Here is a 15,865-nt window from a genome sequence, read left to right as displayed (position 1 = left end):
AGCGGGTTCGTTCCTCAGGCGCGGCCTCCACACACAGTTAAAAATCGAGGCGCGGTGTGCATCCAGACCTCCGCGCAGGGAGGCGTCCGCACGCATGACTGCTCAGAACAGGATCGCTGCCGAACAGGCGACTTTTCGGAGCTTCGCCAACAGCTTTCTAAGAGAGCATGATCGGGGCATCAGCATCCTCCATCCAACGACCGCCGGATGGTGCGATTGCTTTGAGCTTGGTCTGATTCCTTATGGATGGGTCCTGCGTATGGAGGTCACGTCACGCTCCATGTCGGGCATGCACCTCTTTGGCCGGATTTGGTTGCGGACCGGGCCGGCAGCCGAATGGCAGCGCGCCGACCCGATATTCGCGATCCACCTTATGATCCACAGTATGTGCGACAGCCGGTCAGGCGGCCGCGAGACACAGCTTCTCGAAAGGGTTCTCGCAAGCTGCCGTGCCATCGAGCGCTATCTCGATGCCAATGTCGGCACGGCGGCTGATCGATTGGGCTTTCTCGACGCGGAACAGTCGCTCTACTTCGGGCATCCGCTCCATCCCACGCCCAAAAGTCTTCACGGCATGGCGAACTGGCAGCAACAAGCCTACGCTCCGGAGCTTCGCGGCGCGTTTCGGCTAACCTATTTCGCCGCACATGCCAGCCTTGTGCGCGAAAACTCCGCCGGCGAGCGGGTCAGCGCGATCGTGGAGTCGCTGTTGGGAGGCGACCAGCCGGAGGTATCCGAGGACGAGCGGCTTATTCCCATGCATCCGCTCCAGGCCGACGCATTGATGCTGGAGCAGCCGATCCAGGCACTGATCGCGAATGGCAAGCTGCGCCATCTGGGGCCAGCCGGGGCCCCCTTTACCGCCACGTCATCCGTAAGAACGGTGTTCAACCAGGCGGCGGCGTGGATGCCCAAATTCTCGTTACCCGTCCGCATTACCAATTCCAAGCGGGTCAACCAGCGGCATGAACTCGAAAGCGGGGTCGCCGTGGCACGTCTCTTCCACAAGGCCGGCATCGACACCTTCGACCCGCGACTGCGCTTCCTTCACGACAGCGCCTACCTCACACTCGACCTGCCCGATCAGGCCGAAAGCGGATTCGAGATCATCTTTCGCCAGAACGCGCTGCAGAACCGCGCAAACCACCCGACTGTCACGGTATCCGCCCTGACCGCGGAACCCGTTCCTGGCCAACGGTCCGTACTCGAGAGTCTAACTTTGCGGCTCGCAGGGGATGGCGGCGTGTGCCCGCGCAAGGTCTGCGAGACATGGTTCTCGCGTTATCTCGACTGCGCGGTCGACCCGCTCCTGAAATTGTATGACAGGTTCGGCGTGGCACTCGAAGCGCATCAGCAAAACAGCCTGCTCGATCTCGCCGATGGCGGTTACCCGACCCGCTTTCTCTATCGCGACAGCCAGGGTTTCTATCTGTCGAATGCGTTCCAGGCGCGCTGGCGTCACCTCGTCCCGGATATCGCGGACATCCACGACCTGTTCTACGACGACCGCGAGATTCGCGATCGCTTTGCCTACTATCTCGTGGTCAACCAGATTTTCGCGATCATCGCGCGGATGGGACATGACGGACTGGCCGACGAAGCCGATCTGTTCGCCATGCTCCGGCAACGCCTGGCCGGGCTGGCGGGCACACTCGACGGGCCGGGCAAGCTCTTTGCCAAAAGCCTGATTGAACGGCCGACGATTGCCGCCAAGGCCAATCTTGGGCTGCGGCTGAGTGGCATCGATGAACTCTCGGCGGAAGGCAGCGCGATATACACGCAGTTCGCCAATCCGCTTTGCGCTGCACGCCCGGCGGCAGCCCTGGAAGAACTTCATGCCCTTGCCTCTTGATGTGCACGGCAGCGCCCAGGCGAGCGTCATGCGTCGTCTTGTCGAGGCGATGATCTTTGAGGGGCTGGTTCCCGCGATCGCGCAGGGTCGCGACGGCAGCCGGTTCGAGTGGAGCGTCGATGGACAGCGATTGCGCTGCGAAGGTCGGGTGAGCGCATTCAACAGGATCAGGATCGACGCGGGTTCCATCGAGCGCTTCGGACAGGACGACTGGGAGCCGGTTTCGCTGGCCGACCTTCTGGCATGCCTTCAAGGGCCTGCCGGGTCGAAGGCTGCGCTCGCGACGGAGCTTGAGCGCACGCTCGCTTTTTGTGACTGGAACGAGCGGAATATCAGACCCGATATCCGTCGCGCCCTGCCGTTCTCGAGGCTCGACGGCGCGCTGGACGAAGGCCATCCCTATCATCCCTGTTTCAAGGCGCGAACCGGCTTCGACGACCATGACCATGCGCGGTTCGGACCGGAGGCGGGTGCGGCGTTCCAGTTGGAATGGCTCGCCATCGCACCGGAACGCCTGCATGCGACCTATGCGACCGATCCGGATGCCTTTTGGCTGCAAGAACTGGGAGAGGCTACCTGCGCCAGCCTCGATGCGCGACGCGGCGCAGCCGCCCGCAACTTCGGCCTCATCCCGGTGCATCCCTGGCAGTGGACAGCGCTTCAGGCTTCCAGCCTCGCGACGTGGATCGCGGAGGGTTCCGCCATCCATCTCGGCCAGGCGGGCGACCACTATGTCGCCAGCCAGTCGGTGCGCACCTTGTTCAATCGCGACCGAAGCGATCGCGCGAATATCAAGCTGCCCATGAATCTGGTGAATTCATCGACCATGCGCATCATCGAGCCGCACTCCGTCGGCAGCGCGCCGGCGATAAGCCGGTGGCTGAAGGCGATTGTCGCGGACGATCCGATTCTCACCGAGCGCTACCCGATGACGGTGATCGGTGAATATGCGGGTGTGATCGCCGACCGCGATGGACCGCTTGCGGGCCAGTTGGCCGCCATCTGGCGCGAGAGCATCGAGGGCCATCTGCTGTCTGGAGAGACGGCCGTGCCGCTGAATGCGCTGATGATGATCGAAGCCGACGGCCGTCCGTTCGTGGCAGACTGGATCGACCGTTACGGCCTGCAAGCCTGGCTCGCACAACTGGTCGACACGGTCATCCTGCCGGTCTGCCACCTGCTCGCGGCCCATGGCGTCGCGCTCGAGGCGCACGGCCAGAACCTCGTCCTGATCCATCGAGACGGCTGGCCCGTCAGGCTGGCGGTCCGTGACCTGCATGACAGCGTCGAATATGTCCCGGATTTCATCGCGGCGCCGGACAGAGTCCCGGACTTCCTTGCGATGAGCCCCGCCTACAAGGCGGCCGCGCCGAACCAGTTCTACTGGATGGAAAGCGTCGATCTCCTCGGGGAGCTCATCCTGGACGCGCTTTTCATCTACAACATGGCGGAGATCAGCCATCTGCTCGAACGGTTCTACGGTCTCGACGAAGCCGCCTTCTGGAAAGGTGTCGGGCAACGTCTGAAAGCGCACGCGCTCGAACACGGGCTGATGGAGCGTGTCGATGCACTCGGCCTCCTCAAGTCTCGCATTCGCACCGAATCGCTGCTGTCGCGGAAACTCGCGACCGCCGGTGCAGAGTGCTCTCACGAAGTTCCGAACAGCCTGGTTGCAAGCACCTAGGAGGCAGACATGATAGAGATCAACGACATCGCGTTCGACCGCGCCTGGTTCGACAGGACGGCCCGCGACATCACAGCCGCCGCACGTCTCGAAGAGCGGCACGGCGAACGCTTCGCCGTCTGCCTTTCCGAGCCGCAGGATTGGCTGGCCTTCTTCTTCGCGGCGCGCGCGGCGGATGCAAGCCTCCTGCCCCTGCACCCCGCGACGCCCTATGCCGCAGCCCGGCGTCAGGCGGAGGCTGCCGGGTGCAACTGGCTGTTCCACAACAATCTTACCGGTGAGCGGATCGTGAGAGAAAGCGCCGGCGCGCCTGGCCAGCTTATCCAGATGAGCTCGGGCACCACAGGCGAACCGAAATGCATCGCTCGAACCTGGGCGGACATCGAGAACGAGATCGAAACCTATGTGGCGTCTTTCGATGGGCCGGACGGCATGACGCCGCTCGTCGCCTGCCCCACGACCCATTCCTACGGGTTGATCTGCGGCATCCTCGTCGCGCTGAAACGTGGCCAGACGCCGAGGGTGCTCGATACAGGCAACCCGAAATATCTGCTGCGCAAGCTGCGCGAGGTCGAGCGGCCCTACCTCATCTCTTCGCCGGCGATCCTCCACCTCCTGGCCCGGCTGATGCCGGCGGATGAGCGCGTCCATGCCACGATGACGTCCGGCACCCTTCTGCCTGAGCCGTGGTTCCGCCGGATCAGGGAGAAATCCATCCATATGTTCCAGCAATACGGTTGCTCGGAAGCAGGCTGCATCGCCATCAACCCGGATGTCCAGGCGGCGGACGAAGTCGGATATGTCCAGCCGCGCTTTACGCTCAACGATCCGGGGACGAAGAGCGCACCTGCGGAAATCTGCATCGAGCGGCCAAACGGCATCGTCGCGACCCGCGACCTTGGATATCGCCGCGAGGACGGGATGCTCGTCTTCCTGTCGCGCCTCGACGACCTGATCAACGTCTCGGGCCTCAATGTCTATCCGAAGGAGGTCGAGGACGTGGTGATGGGGTATGACGGCGTCACCGACGCGGTCGTCTTCCGCAAGCTCGACACACTCGCCGGCGAGCGCGTCGCTTTGCTTTTCACCGCCGAAGGCATGCCTGACCGGGCGACATTGCGGCGGTGGTGGGCCGACAGGCTCGCCGCGCACCAGATGCCGACGGAGATCATGCAGGTCGAACGTCTGCCGCGCCAGGCCAACGGCAAGATCAGCCGGCGAGACGTGGCGGCGCTCCACCAGGCGGGGCAGTTCCGCGATGTCACAGTGGAGGCGGCATGATGACGCGTGAACAGCTGATCGACGCAATCGAGACGGTCCTGCGTGACAAGTTCGACCCGAAGCACCGTGAAGGCTTTTCGCCCCAGGCGCGTCTCAACGAAGACCTCTGCCTGGATTCCGTGCTGATCCTGGAGATCATGCTCGCGCTCGAACTCGATCATGGCGTCAGCCTGCCGGAAGAAGTCATCAGCCGGCAGGACCTCGAAACGGTTGAAGATCTCGCGGCGCTGTTTTCAGGCACGCTGGAGCCGGACGAGAAGGAGACCGAGACACCGGCCCTCACCTTTGCTCGCGCCGAGAACGAGGCGGCCGGACGCATCGGCGTCCACGGTGAGGAATATGTGGACATCAAGGTTCACTGTTTCGTCAGCAGCGTCTGCCACGCGGTAAAGCAGCTCCAACTCGACCATCGGCCGTTCTTCTTCGGCGTCTGGGATGCAGGGTTCGCGATCGATGAGCGCTGGCGGCTCGCTTATCACGCACCCGAGGTCAACCATGATTTCTTCCGAACATGGTTCGAGCGGCTCTACGGCGCGAAGGTGCGGCAGTGGTATCGGCCGGACGCAAGCAGGGAAGACAACCTCGCCACGATGCTCGACCTGATGGCGCGCAAGACGTCGACGGAATATCTGATGGTTATGCTCGACCTCTTCCACCTGCCGGAGCGCGAGAACAAGTTCAATCAGAACCCGTTCCCGCACTATCTGATGCTGGAAGAGACCGCCGACGACACCCGATGGATGGTGCTCGATCCCGATTTCCGGTGGGAGGGCGAAATCGAGAAGGCGAAGGTCATCAACGCGATCATGCAGCCGACGGTCGGCGGCGGTTTTATCTTTGACGCCGCCGAGATTGGCCAGCCGGCACCGGCCGACCTGCGCGACTATTTCCTCGCCTGCTTCAAACCCGACGGGAACCTGCTCACTGGCGCGACCCGGGAGATCGTTCAGGCCCATCTAAGCGCGCGAAACGGCATCGCGCTCACAGACCTGGCTGTCGCGCTGCGCGAACTGCCCGTCCTCTCGATCCGCAAATACGCACTGGAACATGGCTTCGCGTTTTTCTGGCGATCGCTTCAGCTCTCCAATGCGGAATTCGACGTCATCTGCGATGACATCGAGGCGCTGATCCAGAACTTCAAGACGCTGCACTACGCGGTCATGAAACTCAGCCAGACGGGTGACACTGCCTTGGCCGCACCCGTTCTGGCAAAGCTCGACAGCCTCGACACCATGGAGAGGAGCCTGAAGTCGCAGCTTGCACGGGTCTATGAGCACTGGTGCGCGGCGCAACGGCTTGAAGCCTGGCCGGCGAAAACCGTCGGGGAAGCTGCGTGATGAGCCTTTCCGCTCGCTCGAAGACATCGCGCGGTGGGGGACGAGGCCGGTTCAGGCCCACAAGCGAAGCCAGCTTTGCGCCATCCTGGAGTTCGTGAACTGATTTCCGCGGGCCGGCTGCGGCAATGCAACTTCAGAGCCGGACCCGTTAGCGGATTGATAAATCCCGCGGCAGTTCCGACAGTATCTCGACACCGTTTCCGGTCACGATGACCGTTTCCGACGCGCCGACGGTGTAGTTCCCATAGCTGCGCAGCGTTGCCGGCAGATGAAACACCATGCCTTGCTCCAGAACCCGGTCGACGCCGGAAAACAGGGACAAGATTCCGCCCTCGCCCCAGTCCGGCGCGAAGGCGGCGCCCATCGAATAGCCGATACGCTTGCGGAATGCCGCCGTGTAACCAGCAGCGTCGATGACCGCCTGCGCAGCATCATGCGGGTGGGAGCATGGAACGCCGGGACGCATCACCGCGAGGGCAGCGTCCAGCGCGCGCAACGCCGTGTCCATCATGTGCCGCGCCTCGGCAGGAGGATTGCCGATCCACGCAGCGCGCATCAGTGCCGCGTGGTAGCGATCATGGCTGGCGGCCAATTCGAGGAACACCGCGTCGCCGCCTTCAAGCCGCCGCCTTCGCCATGTCGCGTGCGGGACGCCCGAGCGTGGGCCGGATGAAATCAACGGCTCCATCGCCATCGCTTCCGACCCTTGCGCGATCGCGGCGGCCATCATCGCCGACGCCAGCTCGTTTTCGCTGACGCCCGCCCGGCATGTCTCCAGCGCCGCAACCATCCCCGCCTGCGCATAGCGTGCCGCGTGACGAATGGCTGCCAGCTCCGACTGTGACTTGACCACACGCAACTCTTCCACGAGCCCGGACCCGTCGTGGAGCCGGACATCCTTCAACGCATCTGCGATCCGTTCGCCGAGCGAGAGGCTGACAAACCAGCCGTTCCTCTCGATTGAAATGCTCTTTAGGCCGAGGTCCGCGACAACGTTTGCAAGTGCTAAGGCAGGGTCCTCGCCATCCTGCCAGACCCGGATATCCTCCACCCATGTCGATGCCTGCGCGCCTGTCGCTTCCAGTTGGCGAACCAGCAGAACCGGCTCTCCGGAAACCGGGACGATCAGCGCCTGAAACGCGAAATATCCAGCGGTCTGGCGGCCCGTCGCCCAGAATATGTTCTCCGGCCCGGTCAGGAGAAGTGCGTCGGTTCCCAGCCGCACCGTTGCCTGCTGAATCTTCCGGATACGAGCATCAAACTCGGCAGCGGGGAAAACTGCGTCCATCCCGCGCAACGCGGTTGCCTCCGCGAGAAGAGAGGTAGTGGTATGCATGTCTGTCTTTCAGCGGCTTTAAAGCGAACCGATCGTCCGCGTTCGCATATTGTCGAAATGTAGTGCCATGGCCGCGCGCGCGCGCTCGACATCGCCTCGTTCTATCGCGTCGATGACGGTCAGATGCTCGCCCGCCTGCTCGGCGAAATTGTCATGGGTCTGGATAATGGTGCTGCGGCGGACGATTGCCCGCTGTTCGGCCAAAAGCTCCGGCAGCAGGGTCAGCCGCGCAGCCATGGCGACCGCTCGGTGGAAATACTCGTCGTCACGCCAGAAATCCTCAAACGTGGCTTTGCTGTCTCCCAGATATCGCATCATCGCCTCGCGGGAATCGGCAAGTTCGGGCGTCATGCCGAACCGCGCTGCGCGCGCCGCTGCCGAGCGCTCCAGGAGTTGGCGCAATTGCACGATCTCCAAAAGCTGTTCGGCTGTCACCGAGCGCACGAGCAGCGCGCCGTTGGCCAGCCTGTCGATGACCGTTTCCCGCTGCAACCGCGACAGTGCCGAGCGCAAAGGCGTGCGCGAGATGCCCAGGTTCTCGGCAAGATCGCGTTCCGATAGCACCGTATTGGGCGCGATGTGGCCTGCAAGTATGTCGTTTTTGATCTTGCGATAGGCGCTTTGGGACAGCGTTTCGGACGTCATAACGGCGGCGCCTTCGATATCGCTGCGTGAACGGCCTCAACGGCACGGGCGAGATCGGCGATGTCCATACCTTCTTCGGGACAGTGGCTGCCATCCCAGTTTCGGATGAAGACCATCAGGCTTTCCCAGCCTGCGGAGGCGAACGCCGCCGCATCGTGGCCGCCGCCGGACAATATCGTGCCGGGACGGTCCCCGATATGCCTGGCTCCGCGCTCGACCCAGTCAGCCATCGTCTGCGAAAGCACGGCGGGCTGGCTCCGGCTTTGGTCTCCGAGGTCGAACCGGATACCCGGGCGCTCCCGTTCGATCCGTTCGATTTCCTGACGAAACCTGCGGTCGGCAGCCTCCAGCGTCTCGACGTTTGCCGAGCGCATGTCGAGGCAGAAACCCAGTTCGCCCGCAACCTTGGCCATGGCATGCGTCGGGCCGGCGGCATCGACCTTGCCGAAGGTGACAGTCAGGTCCAACCCTGCGGCAAGCATCTCAGCCCATATCCGGTCCATGGCCATGACCAGATCGGACATGGCCACCACCGCATCGGCCCGGCGATCACGGGGCGTTGCGCCGGAATGAGCCCAGGTGCCGCTGACCCCGGCCGTACGATACCGCAGGCCACCCCTGATGGCGGTGACGATGGCATAAGCCTCGCCCGTGTCGTGCAGCGTCGGCCCCTGCTCGATGTGGAACTCCAGAAACCGCGCAGGCGCGGGAGGAGTAGCCTGCATCAGGGCGTCCGGGTCAAAACCCTGGTCGCGCATGTGGTCGCCAAGGCTGCGCCCGGTATCGACGCGTTTTGCTTCCAGTTCCGCAGGCGTGAGGCGGCCAAGTGCGGCGCGCGACCCGATATAGGAGACGGGAAACCAAACGCTTTCTTCAGCGCGCGTGACGGTGACGACGATGTCCATTGGCGGCACCGTCTCGTTGGCGCGCAACGCCGCTACCAGCGCAAGCGCTCCTGCAACACCCGCCTGCCCATCATAGGCTCCGCCCTCGCTGACGGTATCGAGATGCGAGCCGGTATAGAGTGGCGGTTGTGATGGATCGAGGCCCGCCATGCGGGCAAAAAGATTGCCGGCCGCGTCGCGGCTGATGTCGAGGCCAAGCATGCGTGCCTCGTCCTCCGCAACAGCATGCGCCTGACTTTCAAGGTCGCTGTAGGACGGGCGCGTCCATCCCGGACCGCCGGCGGAAATGGCATTTACCCGCTTCAGAAAACGCGTGATCGTCTCTTGTATCGCGCGAGAGGCTCGTTCTTCGGCAACGGTCTTTTTCAAGGTGATGGTCATACGGAAGCCCCCCTCCAGGCTTCGGGATTCAAGGTCGTTTCAGGCATGCGCCCCGACAGGGCAGTCACGACATGCGCGGCCGCAGCCTCGGCCGTGCGGCGCAACGCATCTTCGGTGGTTCCTCCAAGGTGAGGCGTGAAAACGACGTTGTCGAAGGCAGCGAGCGGCCCGGACGGCGCTTCATGCGAGTAGACATCGAGCCCGGCACCGGCCAGGCGACCGTCTTTGATGGATGCGAGCAGCGCGCCCTCATCGACGAGACCTGCCCGCGCAACATTGATCAGGATCGCGCCGCGTTTGAGCGTCGCAAAGGCCGAGGCATCCATGAGATTGCGTGTCTCGTCTCGCAACGGCGTGTGGAGCGACACCAGATCGGCCTGCGCCAATCCCTCTGCCAATGTGGCGACACGCGTATGGCTCCCGGTATGCGGCGCGCGCGGCGAGTAGACCAGCACGCGCATCCCCAGCGCCGTGTGGAGCATGTCGCCGAACTGTCCGCCGATCGCGCCCCATCCGACAATGAAAGCGGTCTTGCCGGATAGCTCCGTGAAGCTGGCGGATTCGCGAAATCCCGTTCGACCGGATCGCACTACCCGGTCCGCGGCGGCGATCCGGCGAGCGACCGAAATGGAGAGGCCCAACGCCAGCTCGGCAACCGAACGCGAGTTGGTTCCTGGCGTATTGGCAATGACAACGCCCGCCAGTGCTGCGGCTGTCTTGTCCACCGGGTCGTGGCCGGTTCCGTGAACCACGACGACGCGCAACCGGTCGCCGGCCGCGAAGGCTTCCGCGTTCAACCCCGCGTCACGTGTGATCACCGCGTCGCAATCCCGTATGTGGCGGGCAACAGTCGCCATGTCGCGGGCAGGACACAGCACCGGCTCTATTCCGCTGTTCCTGAGCAGCGCAATGCCTGTCTCGTGGATCGGTTGAATCACAAGGCACTTCATTGGCGACCCAGCTCCTGCTCGCCGAGATCAGGAAGTTCACGCATACGCTCGAGAACGGCGTCGCGCGCATTCTCCAGATGAACGATCAGCGCCTGTTCAACCGCGTGCGCATCTCCGGTCCGGATTGCGTCGAGGATAACGAGATGTTCGTTGGCACCCCTGAGGAAACGATCGGGGACCTGCGAGTGGTCGAACACGCATGTCCGGCGATGCAACGCCTCGATTGTGTCGATGAGCGTGCGGTTTCCCGTTTCCTGCGCCAGCATGTTGTGAAAGTCTTTGTCGGTCTGCCACTGCATGTCGTCGACGCCCGGATCGATCGTCATCAGCGCCCTGACACGGGCTTCCATTGCGTCGATCTGCGCGGGCGGAAGGCGGACGGCGGAGCGCGCAGCAAAGGGTTCGAGCTCGAGCCGGAGGAAGAAGATTTCCTCGACCTCCGAGAGCGGCAACCGGCGCACGCGGATGAAACGGCCTTCAGAGACGGCGAGGCCTTCGCTTTCAATGCGCTTGATCGCCTCGCGAACGGGGGTGCGCGACATACCCAGGGCTTCGCCAAGTGCTGCTTCCTGAAGCGCGTCGCCGGACTTGAGCACACCTTCAAAGATCATGCCGATAATGCGTTTATGTGCCTCGCGCGCGAGATTTTGTGAGCCGCTCACCTTAAGGTCCCTCCGTCCTGCGACGAAGCGACCTGTACGATCTCTTCCGGCGCAAAGATACCGCCGACGAGATCGCAGGAAAGCAGGTACTCCGAGCGAAGAAGACCTTCCGGTTTTGCAACCAGACCGGCAAGTAGAGCCCGCATATTGCGGCGATCTGCCAACAGGATTTCTTCGCCTTCATCCCGTGTGACGATCGAGAACCGCACCTTCGCACCCACGGGCATTTGTGCCAGCCGCGCAAGGTCTGCCGAGATGATCGTCGCGATCTTGGGATAGCCGCCCGTTGTTTGGCTTTCAGCCAGCAGCACAAGCGGAAGGCCAGACCCCGGAACCTGAATTGAGCCGGGAACCGTTCCATCGGAGACGATGTCATGGCCGCGTTGGGAAGGAAGTTGGACCCCGCCGAGAACCATCGCCATGCGGTCGCGCTGTGGTGTGATCGTGAATTCTTCTTCGGTCAGACGCTCCACAATCTCCGGCGCGAAATAATCGTTCTGTGGACCCAGGACGACCCGGACCGGACCGTCGCGCCGCACGACGGCGCGCAACGGACTTTCGGGCCGCAGGCAGGGCGCGTCTTCATCGTCTTCACCGAGCGGAAGAATGTCGCCGGCACGCAGCGCGCGCCCGTCCACACCGCCAAGGCCGCTGCGCAGATGCGTCGAACGCGACCCCAGTGTCTCAGGGATGGCTATGCCGCCCGAAAAAGCGATGTAGCCCCAAACGGCTCCCTGCGGCACGCCGATGGCCAGGGTTTCGCCGGGGCGCAAGCGATGACTTTCATTTGCGGCCACCAACCGGCCGTCGATGCGGATATCACAGCCGCCGGAGGTGACGGAAAATCTCACAGGCCGCTTCGCCCGGAAGCCTCCGGCGGGACCGGCGAATTCCAATGCCGCTGCGCCCACCGGATTTCCGCAAAGCGCATTGGCAAGTGCCATGCGTGCGGCGTCGATGGGACCTGCTGTCGAGACGCCGAGATGGCGCAAGCCTGTGCGTCCTTTATCCTGCACGCTCAGCATCGGGCCGGCGGAAACGATCTCGACGCTCATGCCCGCTCTCCCGAAGGTTCGGGTTGGATGATGGTCTCTCCTGCCGACGAGCGTGCGGCGAGCTCCTGGGCTTCGTCTGCGCCGATGGCGCGGAATCGAACCCGATCACCTGCGCGGAAGAGGAACGGCTCAGCGCGCGCAGGATCGAAGGTCCGCAGCGGCGTCCAGCCAAGGAAGCGCCATCCCGAGGGACCGCCCACCGAATTGATGTTGCCTTGCTGGCCGCCGATTCCAATCGCACCGGCGGGAATATTCTGACGGGGCTTGAGCAGGCGCGGCGTGTGAAGAATGTCGGGCAGGCCGCCGAGATAGGCGAAGCCTGGCGCAAAGCCGATCATGTAGATGCGGTATTCGGCCCCGCTATGCAGGGCGATCACCTCTTGCGTCGTCAGCTTCTTCATGGCCGCGAGTTCATCGAGGTCCTGACCGACCTCACCACCATAGAGACACGGCACTGTCCATAGCCGCCCCGCATCCCTGGTATCCGCTTGATGCGCGAAGGCATCGAGCAGCAATACTTCAAGGTCAGCGCCACGAACGATTTCAGGATCGTAACGAACCAGCAGCGAACGGTATGTCGGCACGATCTCCTCGACGCCCGGGATCGCGCGCGCTTCCAGTTCAGCGTTGAGGGCAATGATGCGTGCGTTGGCATCGGCGTCGATCGTCTCGCCGATTTGCAGGACCAGCGCACTATCGCCGCATGGAAGAATGGTCGGGTTCATTGTCGTTCGAGTTGCAGGGTTCGGTTGGTCGGTCGCGGTCATGCACCGCGACCGGGTTTTTGTAGGCAGCTATCGTCCGCGCATCATGTCGGGCAGGAAGCTGATGATGCCCGGGAAAAGAGCGATGATCAGAACGAACGCCGACATGATGAAGAAGAACGGCATCGTGGCGCGCGTTATGCGCCCCATGCTGTCACCCGTCAGTCGCTGGATAACGGTGAGGTTGAAGCCGACCGGTGGGGTGATCTGGGCCATTTCCACCACGATGACGATGAAGATGCCGAACCAGACCTTGTCGTAGCCCGCCGCCATTGCCAGCGGCAGCGTGATCGGCAGCGTCATCACGATGATGCCCAGCCCTTCCATGACCGTGCCAAGGATGACGTAGAAGATCAGCAGGACGACGATCAGCATGAAGGGCGACATGCCCCAGCTCTGGATTTCACCGGCGATGAAGCGCGGGACACCGAGATAGCCGATGACCGTAGAAAGGAACATTGCGCCGATCATGATGAGGCCGATCATCGCGCAGCTTTCGGCCGCCTGCCTGGCCGCGATCAACACACCCCTGAGATCGAGCGTGCGTTGCGCGAAGCCGATGGCCATCGAGGCCGCGACGCCGACAGCGGCGGCTTCCGTGGGTGACGCGATGCCGCCATACATCGACCCCATCACGCCAACGATGAGCAGGATCAGAGGCCCGAGATCCTTGAGCGCGACAAGCTTTTTCCAAAGGGTCGTCGAGGGTGGGGTCTCGCCCACCAGTGACGGGTTCAGCCAGGCGCGGATGGCGAGATAGCCCATATAGCTCGCCGCCAGCAGGAAGCCCGGAACGATGCCGGCTATGAAGAGCTTGATGATCGATTCCTCGGCCATCACGCCGTAGATGATCATGATCGTCGAGGGCGGAATCAGGAAACCGAGCGTGCCGGCACCAGCAAGGCTGCCCGTCACCAGATCGCGGTTGTAGCCGCGGCTGATGAGTTCCTTGGCGGTAATGCGCCCGACCGTAGCCGTGGTTGCGGCCGACGAGCCGCAGACCGAAGCAAACAGCGTGCAGCCCAGGACGGTCAGGTGGCTCAGTCGGCCGGGAACGCGCCGCAGCCATGGCGACAGGCCGGTGAACAGCGCTTCGGAAATCTTCGTCCGAAAAAGGATTTCGGCCATCAGGATGAACAGCGGCAGAGCCAGCAGTTCAGGCGAGACGACCGTGTTCCACGTTTGCTGCGCGATCAGCTTCAAAGCCGGCATGTTTGGCCGGAACATTTCCAGAAGCCCGATGCCGGTGCCGATCAGGCCCAGTCCGATCCACAATCCGCTTCCAAGCAGAAGCGTCATGAGCCCGAGCAGAGTGGCGAGTATTTTACCCATATTCGCGCGCTCCTATTCGAGGCCGGGGCCGGTCGCGAGGGGTTCGCCCCTCGTCAGGCGGAGAAACTGCGCCAGGCATTGCAATGTCAAAAGAACGGCGCCCGTCGCTAGGACGCTCTGCGGGTAGACCAGCGGAACACGGAACGCGGTGGCCGCCGTCGATCCACGCACGCCCGACAGCCAGGCCATGTCGATGAGCGCCCAGCTCAGCACCACGCAGATGGCGAAACCGACGAGGCAGGCGAACAGCTCAAGCACACGTGCGACCGTGGAAGGCACGACCTCCAGCAGCGCCGTGACGCGAACGTGGCTGCCGCCTTTCAATGCGGCGGCGCCGGCCAGGAGAAAGCATGCACCCATCAGGTAACCGGCGACGTCCCACGAAAAGTGGAAGGAAACGCCGAAAATATTGCGCGCGACGATCTCGCCGCCGATGAAGAGCAGAATGCCCAGAAGGCTGAGCGCGGCAGCGACGCCGCCAAGATCGGTAAGCAGGTCGATTGCCGCGATCACGCGATCGAACCGCAAGGGAGGGGAGGATGTCATGACAGAGTTCCCGACGAATGGACGTAGACGCCTCGCAGGAACGAGGCGCACGCCGGAGTTTCGTGGCGGCAGGCATCAAGCCTGCCGAAATTCAACGAAACGGTCTCAGTCCCGTGCAGCGAGATAGGCGTCGATCACGGGGGCGGCATCGGGCACGCGTTTCTTGAACTCGTCCCAGAGAGGCATCGCCTTTTCCATCAGCGCAGACTGCAAGTCCGACGACGGCGCGATCACGTCGACACCGTGCTCTTTCAGCACTGCGAGTTTCTTGGCATCCTCAGCGCGGCTGTTCAGCCAGAACTGGCCTTCCATCTGCGCGGCTACCTTCTCGATCGTGGCCTGCGTCTCAAGCGGCAGTTCGTTCCACGCATCGAGATTGATCGACACCATGTTGGAAGACGCCTGCCAGTTGAAGGTGTTCATGTTCTTCGTGAACTCCCAGAACGCACCGTCGACACCGGACGAAGAAGACGTGGTGACGCCCTTGATCGTGCCTGCGGCGAGCGACGGAACGACTTCGCCCCACGGCATCTGGATCGGCGTCGCGCCCAGCGCTTCGAAGAATGCGGTGCCGTTGGCATCGACCACGCGAATGGTCAGGCCCTTCATGTCCTCGATCTTTTCGATCTTGTTCGGCGAATAGACGGCCTGACCGGGCCATGGCACGAGATACATGACCTTCTGGTTCATGCTGGTGGCGATTTCTTCCAGCTTCGGCCGGTAGAATTTATGCAACAGCGCCAGCTCGGACATCGACGGCGCCATGAACGGCAGCGTCTCGATTCCCAGCACCGGGGCCTCGCCCACCTGCTGGTTCAGCAGCACGTCTGCGATGGGGACGAGCCCGTCGCGCACCGCGGCCATGGCTTCCGGTCCTTTGATGCCGAGCGCGCCGCCCGAGTGAACCGTGATCGTGACTTCGCCATCGGTGGCCTCGTTGACGGCCTGCGCGAACGCCATCGCGTTCTGGGTGTGAAAGTTCCCTTCCGGCCAGACGACCGACATGTCCCAGACGGTTTCCGCCAGGGCGGCCGTCGAGGCGAGGCTAAGGGCACAAACTGCGGTGAAAGTAGCGAAATTTCCCATTTTCATGATGTTCCTCTCATGGATGATAGATGGCCGATTGTTCTTGATA

At 62.9% G+C, this 15,865-nt stretch carries 14 protein-coding genes; 4 read left to right on the top strand and 10 right to left on the bottom strand.

What is annotated here, in order from left to right; translation table 11 throughout:
- Nucleotides 1-259: 259 nt before the first annotated feature.
- From AAFN55_RS04805 to AAFN55_RS04790, 4 genes are read left to right on the top strand one after another with little or no spacing between them, the layout of a single operon-like run.
- Nucleotides 260-1,852 (top strand): IucA/IucC family protein, encoded by a 1,593-nt coding sequence (locus AAFN55_RS04805; RefSeq protein WP_347797734.1) that lies wholly within the window; start codon nucleotides 260-262, stop codon nucleotides 1,850-1,852.
- Complete coding sequence (locus tag AAFN55_RS04800) at nucleotides 1,836-3,536, top strand: IucA/IucC family protein (protein WP_347797733.1); 1,701 nt, start codon at nucleotides 1,836-1,838, stop codon at nucleotides 3,534-3,536. Before AAFN55_RS04805 ends, AAFN55_RS04800 begins: the two co-directional genes overlap by 17 nt.
- A 9-nt stretch (nucleotides 3,537-3,545) precedes the next feature.
- Nucleotides 3,546-4,817, top strand: a complete 1,272-nt coding sequence (locus AAFN55_RS04795) for an AMP-binding protein (RefSeq protein ID WP_347797732.1) — start codon at nucleotides 3,546-3,548, stop codon at nucleotides 4,815-4,817.
- Nucleotides 4,817-6,154, top strand: coding sequence for a DUF6005 family protein (locus tag AAFN55_RS04790; protein WP_347797731.1), 1,338 nt, complete (start codon nucleotides 4,817-4,819; stop codon nucleotides 6,152-6,154). The genes AAFN55_RS04795 and AAFN55_RS04790 overlap by 1 nt, the downstream gene beginning before the upstream one ends.
- A 148-nt stretch (nucleotides 6,155-6,302) precedes the next feature.
- Here AAFN55_RS04790 and AAFN55_RS04785 read toward each other — a convergent pair whose 3' ends face one another.
- The 10 genes from AAFN55_RS04785 to AAFN55_RS04740 all read right to left on the bottom strand — a co-directional run bounded on the left by AAFN55_RS04785 (nucleotide 6,303) and on the right by AAFN55_RS04740 (nucleotide 15,816).
- Complete coding sequence (locus AAFN55_RS04785; RefSeq protein WP_347797730.1) at nucleotides 6,303-7,490, bottom strand: Xaa-Pro peptidase family protein; 1,188 nt, start codon at nucleotides 7,488-7,490, stop codon at nucleotides 6,303-6,305.
- An 18-nt stretch (nucleotides 7,491-7,508) separates the two neighbouring features.
- On the bottom strand, nucleotides 7,509-8,135 hold the full coding sequence (locus AAFN55_RS04780; RefSeq protein ID WP_347797729.1) for a GntR family transcriptional regulator: 627 nt from the start codon (nucleotides 8,133-8,135) through the stop codon (nucleotides 7,509-7,511).
- The gene (locus tag AAFN55_RS04775; protein WP_347797728.1) at nucleotides 8,132-9,421 is read right to left on the bottom strand and encodes a hydantoinase/carbamoylase family amidase; all 1,290 of its coding nucleotides are present in this window, start codon (nucleotides 9,419-9,421) and stop codon (nucleotides 8,132-8,134) included. The genes AAFN55_RS04780 and AAFN55_RS04775 overlap by 4 nt, the downstream gene beginning before the upstream one ends.
- A complete protein-coding gene (locus AAFN55_RS04770; RefSeq protein WP_347797727.1) occupies nucleotides 9,418-10,371 on the bottom strand; it encodes a hydroxyacid dehydrogenase in 954 nt (317 codons plus the stop codon). The genes AAFN55_RS04775 and AAFN55_RS04770 overlap by 4 nt, the downstream gene beginning before the upstream one ends.
- Nucleotides 10,368-10,982, bottom strand: coding sequence for a GntR family transcriptional regulator (locus AAFN55_RS04765; RefSeq protein ID WP_347797726.1), 615 nt, complete (start codon nucleotides 10,980-10,982; stop codon nucleotides 10,368-10,370). The genes AAFN55_RS04770 and AAFN55_RS04765 overlap by 4 nt, the downstream gene beginning before the upstream one ends.
- A 47-nt stretch (nucleotides 10,983-11,029) precedes the next feature.
- A complete protein-coding gene (locus AAFN55_RS04760; RefSeq protein WP_347797725.1) occupies nucleotides 11,030-12,088 on the bottom strand; it encodes a biotin-dependent carboxyltransferase family protein in 1,059 nt (352 codons plus the stop codon).
- Nucleotides 12,085-12,855, bottom strand: coding sequence for a 5-oxoprolinase subunit PxpB (gene pxpB / locus AAFN55_RS04755; RefSeq protein WP_347797724.1), 771 nt, complete (start codon nucleotides 12,853-12,855; stop codon nucleotides 12,085-12,087). The genes AAFN55_RS04760 and pxpB overlap by 4 nt, the downstream gene beginning before the upstream one ends.
- A 27-nt stretch (nucleotides 12,856-12,882) precedes the next feature.
- The gene (locus AAFN55_RS04750) at nucleotides 12,883-14,184 is read right to left on the bottom strand and encodes a TRAP transporter large permease subunit (protein ID WP_347797723.1); all 1,302 of its coding nucleotides are present in this window, start codon (nucleotides 14,182-14,184) and stop codon (nucleotides 12,883-12,885) included.
- A 12-nt stretch (nucleotides 14,185-14,196) separates the two neighbouring features.
- The gene (locus tag AAFN55_RS04745; protein WP_347797722.1) at nucleotides 14,197-14,730 is read right to left on the bottom strand and encodes a TRAP transporter small permease; all 534 of its coding nucleotides are present in this window, start codon (nucleotides 14,728-14,730) and stop codon (nucleotides 14,197-14,199) included.
- A gap of 105 nt (nucleotides 14,731-14,835) precedes the next feature.
- Nucleotides 14,836-15,816 (bottom strand): TRAP transporter substrate-binding protein, encoded by a 981-nt coding sequence (locus AAFN55_RS04740; protein ID WP_347797721.1) that lies wholly within the window; start codon nucleotides 15,814-15,816, stop codon nucleotides 14,836-14,838.
- Between the last annotated feature and the right edge of the window lie 49 nt (nucleotides 15,817-15,865).

Origin of the sequence: Mesorhizobium sp. CAU 1732 (assembly GCF_039888675.1) — a bacterium.
Taxonomy (GTDB): Bacteria; Pseudomonadota; Alphaproteobacteria; order Rhizobiales; family Rhizobiaceae; genus Aerobium.
The sequence above is the reverse complement of the archived record's forward strand: the minus strand, read 5'-3'. Positions and strand labels throughout refer to the sequence as shown.

Coding starts and splice junctions, on each gene's coding strand:
- AAFN55_RS04780 (WP_347797729.1), bottom strand. CDS start 8,135: ATGACGTCCGAAACGCTGTCCCAAAGCGCCTATCGCAAGATCAAAAAC.
- AAFN55_RS04805 (WP_347797734.1), top strand. CDS start 260: ATGGAGGTCACGTCACGCTCCATGTCGGGCATGCACCTCTTTGGCCGG.
- AAFN55_RS04745 (WP_347797722.1), bottom strand. CDS start 14,730: ATGACATCCTCCCCTCCCTTGCGGTTCGATCGCGTGATCGCGGCAATC.
- AAFN55_RS04760 (WP_347797725.1), bottom strand. CDS start 12,088: ATGAGCGTCGAGATCGTTTCCGCCGGCCCGATGCTGAGCGTGCAGGAT.
- AAFN55_RS04750 (WP_347797723.1), bottom strand. CDS start 14,184: ATGGGTAAAATACTCGCCACTCTGCTCGGGCTCATGACGCTTCTGCTT.
- AAFN55_RS04790 (WP_347797731.1), top strand. CDS start 4,817: ATGACGCGTGAACAGCTGATCGACGCAATCGAGACGGTCCTGCGTGAC.
- AAFN55_RS04740 (WP_347797721.1), bottom strand. CDS start 15,816: ATGGGAAATTTCGCTACTTTCACCGCAGTTTGTGCCCTTAGCCTCGCC.
- AAFN55_RS04765 (WP_347797726.1), bottom strand. CDS start 10,982: ATGATCTTTGAAGGTGTGCTCAAGTCCGGCGACGCGCTTCAGGAAGCA.
- AAFN55_RS04795 (WP_347797732.1), top strand. CDS start 3,546: ATGATAGAGATCAACGACATCGCGTTCGACCGCGCCTGGTTCGACAGG.
- AAFN55_RS04775 (WP_347797728.1), bottom strand. CDS start 9,421: ATGACCATCACCTTGAAAAAGACCGTTGCCGAAGAACGAGCCTCTCGC.
- pxpB (WP_347797724.1), bottom strand. CDS start 12,855: ATGACCGCGACCGACCAACCGAACCCTGCAACTCGAACGACAATGAAC.
- AAFN55_RS04785 (WP_347797730.1), bottom strand. CDS start 7,490: ATGCATACCACTACCTCTCTTCTCGCGGAGGCAACCGCGTTGCGCGGG.
- AAFN55_RS04800 (WP_347797733.1), top strand. CDS start 1,836: ATGCCCTTGCCTCTTGATGTGCACGGCAGCGCCCAGGCGAGCGTCATG.
- AAFN55_RS04770 (WP_347797727.1), bottom strand. CDS start 10,371: ATGAAGTGCCTTGTGATTCAACCGATCCACGAGACAGGCATTGCGCTG.